Raw genomic sequence first — 3,928 nt, forward strand, 5'->3', positions numbered from 1 at the left:
TGATCAGGCTCGATGGAGTCGTGAAGAGATACCGCATGGGCGACTCGGAGGTGCCGCAAGATCGGCCTGGTCTTCCAGTGCCACAACCTGCTGCCAAGGACGACGGCGCTCGCCAACGTAGAACTGCCGCTGCCGTACGGGCGGCAGCGCGGGCGCTGCTCGCGCGCACTCCTCGCGCTCGGGCAGGTCGGCATCGCCGCTCGGGCGCACCACTTGCCCAGCCAGCTCTCGGGTGAGAGCAGCCTCGCTGGTGTCGTGATCGGTGTCGGTCTGGGACCTTGCCCGCGACGGCTGGCGCACCTTTCGCGTGGACCGCATCGCCGACCCGGCGTGACCAGCGCGAAACCGCGGCGGGACCGGCGATACGAGCCGGCGTCTTCACCTGTCCGTGCCGGCCGGACCAGTTGGAACCCGGTCGGCCCTGGTGTGATCGGCACCGGTCGGGCCGGTGCCGTGGGCTGAGGCCGGTGCCGATGACGCGTCCTGCCAGGCGAGCGGGCAGCAGCCGTGTGTGCCGCTCGGTTCGGCCGCACTGACCACCCGGTCCCAGATCAGGCGGATATACCCAGGTCGGCACCCCGAGACCGGATAACCCAGGCACGCTCTCGGCCACCGGCGCCACCCCCAACAACCGGGCCAGCAGAGGGAGTACGCCTCGACCTGACGCAACGGCATTGGGTCTAAAGCGTGTACGCCGGGGCTTGGCTGGTGGTCGGCCCCAGGCCCAGGGGCGGGCGTGGGCGTTGAGCCGGGCGGTGGCGACGTCGACGGCGTGGGCGATCTCGGCGGCATCGGCGAAGGCCTGGCCGGCGAACTCGGCGCGGCGTAGCAGCAGCCACCAGCCCTCGGCCAGGTTCAGCCAGCACGCGCCGACCGGGATGAACACCTGGCGGATGCGCGGGTGCTGGGCCGCCACTGGCGGACCTTCCAGCTGGAATGGCTGGACAGGTTGTCGATGATCACCACGACCGGGCCCCGGCGGTTGGCCCGGGCGATCCGCACAGCAGGCCGATCCAGCCCTGGCCGTTGTGCGCGGGCGCGCAGAAGGTGATCTGCCGGCCGCAGCGCGCCATACACCCAGGTCTTCCCCGGCCCGCGGGAGTATTCAGCGGGGCCTTGATCCGGATGCCTGCCCGGTGACCAGCCCGGAGCGAGCGGGACGGTCCGCGGGGTCACCGACCCGAGCTCGTCGGCACAGATCACCGTGGTGCCTTTCGGCGGGCAGGTGTAGAGCGTCCACGACGCGGCTCCTGAGATGTAACTGTCGTGACCAGGCAGGATCTGCACGGAGGGGTTGGTGACGCGGCTGAGTGCCGCGTGGGTCGGTGATTGGTGCTGGTGACCAGCTACGCGGCTTTGGGTTCGATGGTGACCTTGTGACCGAGGGCTTCGAGTTCATGGATGAGTCGGCGTATGTGGGCTTCGGGATTGTCGATGCGGCGGGTGAAGTAGTCCGAGCCGAGGTCGCGGTAGGCGGTGGTCTCGCCAGCACGTGCCAGATGATCGCAATGAGGGTATGGGCGGTGGCGATGGCGGCCTTCGAGCCACCCTTCTTGTCGACCGGCGGTGGAAACGGTGGACCGCGCCAACATAGGTACTGGTGCGCCCCGCGGCCCAGGCGCACTCGGTGAGGATTGCGCAGAGTTCCTTGTTGCCCTTGCGGTCCTGCCGGAACGGTGCCGGTCGGCGGACTCGTTGTTGCCCAGGCATAAGCCGGCCCACGAGGCCAGGTGCGCCGCGGTGGGGAACCGCGACATGTCCACGCCGATTTCGGAGATGATGACCTGGGCGGCGTGCTCACCGATTCCCGGGATCGTCGCCGGCAAGGTCGTTTGCTGGGCGAAGGGAGGGTGGCCTCGTCGATCCGAGTGTCCAGCGGGCGATCATGCCAGCAAGGTGATCGATGTGTTCGAGGTGAAGGGTGCACATCAGCGCGTGCTGGTCACTGAAGCGGCCCGCGCAGGCCAGGGTCAGTTCGGGGATCTTCGTACGCATCCTCTCGCGCGCCAGGTCCGCCAGCATGGCGGGGCCGCGTTCCCCGGTGATCAGTGCCTCGATCATGTCGCGGGCCGACAGGGTGGTGAACGCCGAGGCCTCCGAGTCGATCTTTATTCCGCTGTCCTTCGAGTAGCCAGGCGCTGGAATTCGCTGGTGCGTTGCTCAATGAGCTTCTTGCGGTAGCGAGTCAGCTCCCGGATCGCGGCGATCTGTGGTGGTGGGATGAAACTCCCTCGCAGCAGCCCGCACTCGGTCAACTCCGCCAGCCACGCCGCCCAGGGCGTCGCTCTTGCGGCCCGGGACGTTCTTGACATGCCGGGCGTTGACCAGCAGCACCTCTACCGGGCGCTCGGCCTCGCGCAGAGGTGAAACACCGGCCGCCAATAGACCCCCGTCGCTTCCATCGTCACATGCGTGACACCCTCGCAGGTCAGCCAGGCGACCATCTCGGCCAGCGTGGAGTGATAGGTGTTGTACTTGCGCAGCTGTTGTCTACGCCGCCCGGAGCGCTCGCCCGGGGTGCGCACCGCCACCGCGACAACTTTCTTGCCGACATCGATCGCGGCCACCCGCTCGTAGGTGATCTCCACGGTGGGCTCCCTGCTGAACCGTGTATCCGGCGCGCCACCTGCGGAACCCACACGAAGATCAAGAGTCTGAGACTCGCGCTCTGGAAGGCGGCAACCCGGAGTACCCCCACCGGGACGGGCTCGAGGCGGTGAGGTTGCTGGGGTCGTCGCAGTAGCGCGGCACCGGGGGTCGGCCGCGGCAGCTGAGGGCGGCGTGACCGGCATGGCATCGGCCCGGTAGGCGCTGGTGGCGCCCTTGACGGCCAGCACGTAGGACAGGCCGCGCGCCTGGAGGCCAGGCGGAATCCGGTGGTGTCGCCGTATCCGGCGTCCGCGACGACGGGTCGCCCGGCCAGCCTCCAGCCGCCGGCCTCCTCATCACCGATGATCTCGTCGAGCATGTCCAGCGCCTGGCGCCACTTCTCTCGATGTCGCACCTGATCGGGGATCTTGCTGCGTGCGCGTCGGACGTCGGATCTCGGTCACCGCATCAGGATCATCATTGCCGACTGCAGCTTCATCCCACGCAGCGTCGTCCCACGACTTCGGAATGAACAATCGCCAATCGATCGCTGCGGACGACCAGTCGGTCACCGCATGCACGCTGACCCCGATCTGACAGTTCCCGACCTTCCCGAGCGACCCGGAATACATCCGAGCCACCCCAGGTGAATCGGGTCCGTCCTTCGGAAACCGGTGTCGTCGATGACGTATGCCTGCGGCCCGATGAATGTCTCGGCAACCGGGTAACCCGCCTCCGAACCTCAACATGATCCCATGTCGAGGACGTGACGAACTGCTGCAACCACTGATGATCGACACCGAGCCGAGCAGCCATCAACTGCATCGACTTCCGCTTACCGTCCAGCACTAACCCGCGCAGGTACAACGCACCCTTGGCCCGCTGGTCCGACCGCGCCAAGCCACCGAGCATCTCGGCGGCGAACGCCACCCAGACGCGGCCTGACCTGGTCCGTCTCCTCCGGCGTCACGAGCCTGACAAGATCACACGAGAAGCTGGATCAGTGGTAGCGACACACGTGACAAAGTCCTACTAGCGATGGACCGCGGCCGGCGCACCGTCCTTGCCATCCGCGCCATTCCCGGCCACCGCGTTGCAGACGAGCATGTCGTCACGCGGGGGCTGGTGCGTGTGACAGGTGACGCTCTGGCCGTCCCGGCCCGGGGAACCGGCGTTGTCGCCGGGCTTGCCGGCGGCCTGGGCGGAGTCGGTATATCCCAGGAACCCGCCACCGACCATGAAGGCCGCCGTCACCACGAGCGCGATGGCCCAGCGGCCGGCGCTGGGGTCGACGACGGCGCTGGACACGTGTGGCACCTCTTGCATGCCGCGACCTCCT

Annotated in this window: 5 protein-coding genes and 2 pseudogenes; 1 reads left to right on the top strand and 6 read right to left on the bottom strand. The window is 67.9% G+C overall.

Annotated features, from left to right (window positions below):
• Positions 1 to 262 precede the first annotated feature (262 nt).
• Positions 263 to 334: a WYL domain-containing protein gene (locus ABD143_RS38465; protein ID WP_465269709.1), complete on the top strand. Its 72-nt coding sequence runs from the start codon at positions 263 to 265 to the stop codon at positions 332 to 334.
• A 1,012-nt stretch (positions 335 to 1,346) separates the two neighbouring features.
• Here ABD143_RS38465 and ABD143_RS09105 read toward each other — a convergent pair.
• The 6 genes and pseudogenes from ABD143_RS09105 to ABD143_RS09125 form a co-directional block, all read right to left on the bottom strand.
• Positions 1,347 to 1,592: a hypothetical protein gene (locus ABD143_RS09105; protein WP_343974202.1), complete on the bottom strand. Its 246-nt coding sequence runs from the start codon at positions 1,590 to 1,592 to the stop codon at positions 1,347 to 1,349.
• 111 nt (positions 1,593 to 1,703) lie between these two features.
• Positions 1,704 to 1,763, bottom strand: a pseudogene (locus tag ABD143_RS09110) (transposase); the annotation flags it as partial.
• A gap of 34 nt (positions 1,764 to 1,797) precedes the next feature.
• Complete coding sequence (locus ABD143_RS09115) at positions 1,798 to 2,061, bottom strand: hypothetical protein (protein ID WP_343974193.1); 264 nt, start codon at positions 2,059 to 2,061, stop codon at positions 1,798 to 1,800.
• 275 nt (positions 2,062 to 2,336) lie between these two features.
• Positions 2,337 to 2,588 carry a hypothetical protein gene (locus ABD143_RS09120; protein ID WP_343974196.1) on the bottom strand — a complete coding sequence of 84 codons (252 nt, stop codon included), beginning with the start codon at positions 2,586 to 2,588 and terminating at the stop codon, positions 2,337 to 2,339.
• Between the two features lie 130 nt (positions 2,589 to 2,718).
• A pseudogene (locus ABD143_RS38165) lies at positions 2,719 to 3,559 on the bottom strand (IS701 family transposase); the annotation flags it as partial.
• Positions 3,560 to 3,621: 62 nt separating this feature from the next.
• Positions 3,622 to 3,928, bottom strand: a 307-nt coding sequence (locus tag ABD143_RS09125; protein WP_343974199.1) for a hypothetical protein, incomplete at its 5' end; no start/stop codon positions are given.

The sequence above is a fragment of the Pseudonocardia aurantiaca genome, from assembly GCF_039526725.1.
Classification (GTDB): domain Bacteria; phylum Actinomycetota; class Actinomycetes; order Mycobacteriales; family Pseudonocardiaceae; genus Pseudonocardia; species Pseudonocardia aurantiaca.

What these genes read in the sequence shown, in the direction of transcription:
- ABD143_RS09105 (WP_343974202.1), bottom strand. Translation starts at nt 1,592, where the DNA reads ATGTTGGCGCGGTCCACCGTTTCCACCGCCGGTCGACAAGAAGGGTGG.
- ABD143_RS09115 (WP_343974193.1), bottom strand. Translation starts at nt 2,061, where the DNA reads ATGATCGAGGCACTGATCACCGGGGAACGCGGCCCCGCCATGCTGGCG.